Origin of the sequence: Clostridium sp. AM34-11AC, assembly GCF_003435375.1 — a bacterium.
Lineage (GTDB): Bacteria > Bacillota > Clostridia > Lachnospirales > Lachnospiraceae > Pilosibacter > Pilosibacter fragilis.
The window spans coordinates 1-3,202 of record NZ_QWGL01000077.1; the positions used below are offsets into that span (position 1 = coordinate 1).

The 3,202-nt window shown below is 51.1% G+C and carries 3 protein-coding genes; all 3 read right to left on the minus strand.

Features of this window, described 5'->3' with window-relative positions; genetic code table 11:
- Nucleotides 1–42 precede the first annotated feature (42 nt).
- Complete coding sequence (locus tag DW826_RS17665; RefSeq protein WP_024739087.1) at nucleotides 43–426, minus strand: DUF3851 domain-containing protein; 384 nt, start codon at nucleotides 424–426, stop codon at nucleotides 43–45.
- Nucleotides 423–2,825: a VirB4-like conjugal transfer ATPase, CD1110 family gene (locus tag DW826_RS17670; RefSeq protein ID WP_117553328.1), complete on the minus strand. Its 2,403-nt coding sequence runs from the start codon at nucleotides 2,823–2,825 to the stop codon at nucleotides 423–425. Before DW826_RS17670 ends, DW826_RS17665 begins: the two co-directional genes overlap by 4 nt.
- A partial coding sequence (locus DW826_RS17675) for a PrgI family protein (protein ID WP_147327184.1) occupies nucleotides 2,782–3,202 on the minus strand: 421 nt, incomplete at its 5' end. The genes DW826_RS17675 and DW826_RS17670, both read right to left, overlap by 44 nt.

The following is a 3,202-nucleotide window of genomic DNA, read 5'->3' on the forward strand; positions in this document are numbered from 1 at the left end:
GGGTCCGACCGTTCCTCATCAGTAAAGCGCAGGCGCGGCTCCTTATTCAAACCATTCTCCCAGCATGAGGGAGGACATCATGTAGTGCAGCTCTGCATAAATGGCCATTCCCACAGGATCGTTGAACATACAACCGGACAGGTAGGCGTAAAACTGTGCCACCACATCAGACAGGATCTTCGCTTCGGTTCCTTCCAGAATCAGACCGCCCATGCCTTCCTTGGCACGGATGGCGCTCCAAATCTCTGCCAGACGGAGAAGCCCCACCTGACCGGTCTCATTCAGTTCGGCTGCCTGATCTGCCGCCGTGCGGCACTCACTTACCGCATCGGCCATGACCGTAAGCAGCTGGCTGCGCTGGGCATTTACCGCCCTGTCAAAAAACATCAACGGGTTTTGATTCAAAATGTTGGGGTTCATCATCATTCATCCTCCTTCTTTTTCAGTTCCTGGGGTTTGGTGGTCATAATGCGGTACAGCTCGGTACTCTTCGGGAAGTGGTCCACGAAAGGCAGAATTGTGGAGCCATAGAACAGCAGGCCCTCGCCCTCACCGGAGTGGGTCACATAGCTAAGCTGGTGCGTGGAAATGCCCAGCTGCTTGGCAAGTATCTGACGGTCTCCGCCTGCCTGGTTGAGCATATACACGAAGTCCGAGTTTTCAAAGATGTTCTCTACCTCGCGGCTGCTCAAAAGGTCTTTGACATTCTGGGTGATACCTGTCGGAATACCACCCCATTTACGGAATCGCTTCCAGATTTCCACTGTATAGGCAGCGGTCTGTTCCTCCTTCAAAAGCAGGTGCATCTCGTCGATGTAGTAACGGGTGGACTTGTGGGCAGCGCGGTTGATGGTAACGCGGTTCCACACCTGATCCTGTACCACCAGCATACCGATTTTCTTGAGCTGCTTGCCCAGTTCCTTGATGTCATAGCAGACAATGCGGTTGTTGATGTCCACATTGCTCTGGTGGTTGAACACATTGAGGGAGCCGGTTACATAGATTTCAAGGGCCGTAGCGATATACTGGGCTTCCTTTTCCTCCTGTTCCCGAAGCAGGTTATATAGGTCCTCCAAAACCGGCATATTCTCCGGGCGCGGGTCATTGAGGTAAGTCTGATAGACCAGGCGCACACAGCGGTCGATGATTGTTTTCTGCACCGGCTGCAAGCCCTCCTTACCGCCCACGATCAGCTCACACAAGCTGAGGATAAAATCAGACTTGAGGGACAGTGGGCTTTCATCATCCGAGTAGTCCAGGTTCAGGTCCATCGGATTGATGTAGTTGGTGGAGGTAGGCGAGATCTTGATGACCTGCCCATGCAGACGCTCAATAAGAGGTGCGTACTCCGCTTCCGGGTCACAGATGATAACATCATCATTGGTAAGCAAAAAGCAGTTGGCGATTTCTCGTTTTGCGCTGAAGGACTTACCGGAACCTGGCGTACCCAAAATCAAGCCGTTGGGGTTTTTCAGCAGCTTTCTGTCTACCATGATGAGGTTGTTGGACAGGGCGTTTATGCCGTAGTACAGAGCTTCTTTGCCGTTCTGGAATAATTCCTGTGTGGTGAACGGTACAAAGATAGCCGTAGAACTGGTGGTCAGTCCTCGCTGGATCTCAATCTGATTGAGTCCCAGGGGCAGACAGCTCATCAGCCCTTCTTCTTGCTGGAAGTCCAGCCTGGTCAGCTGACAGTTATACTTCTGGGCAATGGAGCCTGCCTGAAAGATGTTGTTGCCAAGCTGACGGGGATTGTCCGCTGTGTTCAGCACCAGAAAGGTTAAAAGGAACATTCTCTCGTTGCGGCTCTGCAAATCCTGCAAGAGTTTTTTCGCTTCACTGCCGTAGGTAGCAAGGTCGGATGGAATGATGTCCATGTCGTATCCGGCACGAACTGCTTTTTTCTGTTCCTCGATCTTACTGCGGTCCAGGTCGGTAATCTTGCGCTTTACCGTCTTAATGGCTTTCACCTGATCCACCGACTGAATGTGCATACTCACAATGAGCGAGCTTTCCATATCCAAAAAATCAGCCAGCAGACGGTCATTCAGCTCCGGTGCGAGAATCTGCAAAAAAGAAACAGCCCCGTATTTCTTGCCCATACGGAACTGCTTGCCGGTGCGGAACTCAAAGGAGCTTGGTGCAATAAAATCCTTCGTGGACAGACCGGAAGGAGCCAGCCAGTCCCATTCAAACTGAAATGGGAGCTGTTCATCCATGTGGAATACTGCATGAAGCTGAGAAAGCCTTTCTTTACCGTCCAGCGTTCTGGCAGCTACACCAAGACGCTTGAAGTTATTAAGTATATCGGTCTCAATACGCTCCAGACGGGGCTTGGCAGCTTTGATGCTGTCTGCGTCGATACCAAAAGTCAGGTATTTGGTCTTGATGAGACCGTTGTTACCTCTGGCCAGCTGATTTTGCAGCATTGTGGTGTATTCCTCGCGGATACTGTCAAAGGCATCCCTCTGGGGCGGGATGGAAATGGAGTTAGCAAAGGTCTCCTCCGATGCCGCAAGGTTCAAAAAAGACAGCTGGAAATGAATTGAGCTGTCAAAATAATTGAGGAAATCACACCACCCCTCAAAGATTGCCGTCTTATCTTCGTTTTGGGAGAGCTGATAGTTGATGTCCTGAAACTGGATGGTCTTTGTGTAGTGGCTGTCCGATACTCGGCAGATTCCATCCGGCCACATCCGTTCATAAGGGATACTGTCCTGCGCAGATTTTCCTTTTTTGTCCGTGCGGTTAGCGCGGGCAATGGCCGCTTCGATCTGCTTCTTATCGGCGCGGGACAGCTTTTTCTTTGTCTTTACCGGCTGCACAGTTTTTTTCTCGGTTTTTCCGAACATCCGATGCAGCCATTTTTTTATTGCGGTGAACAATGTCATACACCTCCTTATCGAGCATTTCCTGCCGCTTTAATACGGCATAAAAGTTATTGGTCTGGTAGGGACGCTGCTTTGGACGGATCACAGCTACTTTGAGAATGTTGCCCACGATCTTTTCCAGGGGCTGTCCATGCTTTTCGTACATAGCCAGCAGGAAGAAGGGCATCATGACCAGCATCATACACATGGCAGCCATGCTGTTTCCCGCAGGCTCACGGAGCCACAAGAACAGCGGTACGCCTACAAGCGCCCCGGCGGTAAAGCAGACCAGCTGCCTTCGGGTCAGATTGAACATGACCTTTGTTTTGACT

Coding starts and splice junctions, on each gene's coding strand:
- DW826_RS17665 (WP_024739087.1), bottom strand. CDS start 426: ATGATGATGAACCCCAACATTTTGAATCAAAACCCGTTGATGTTTTTT.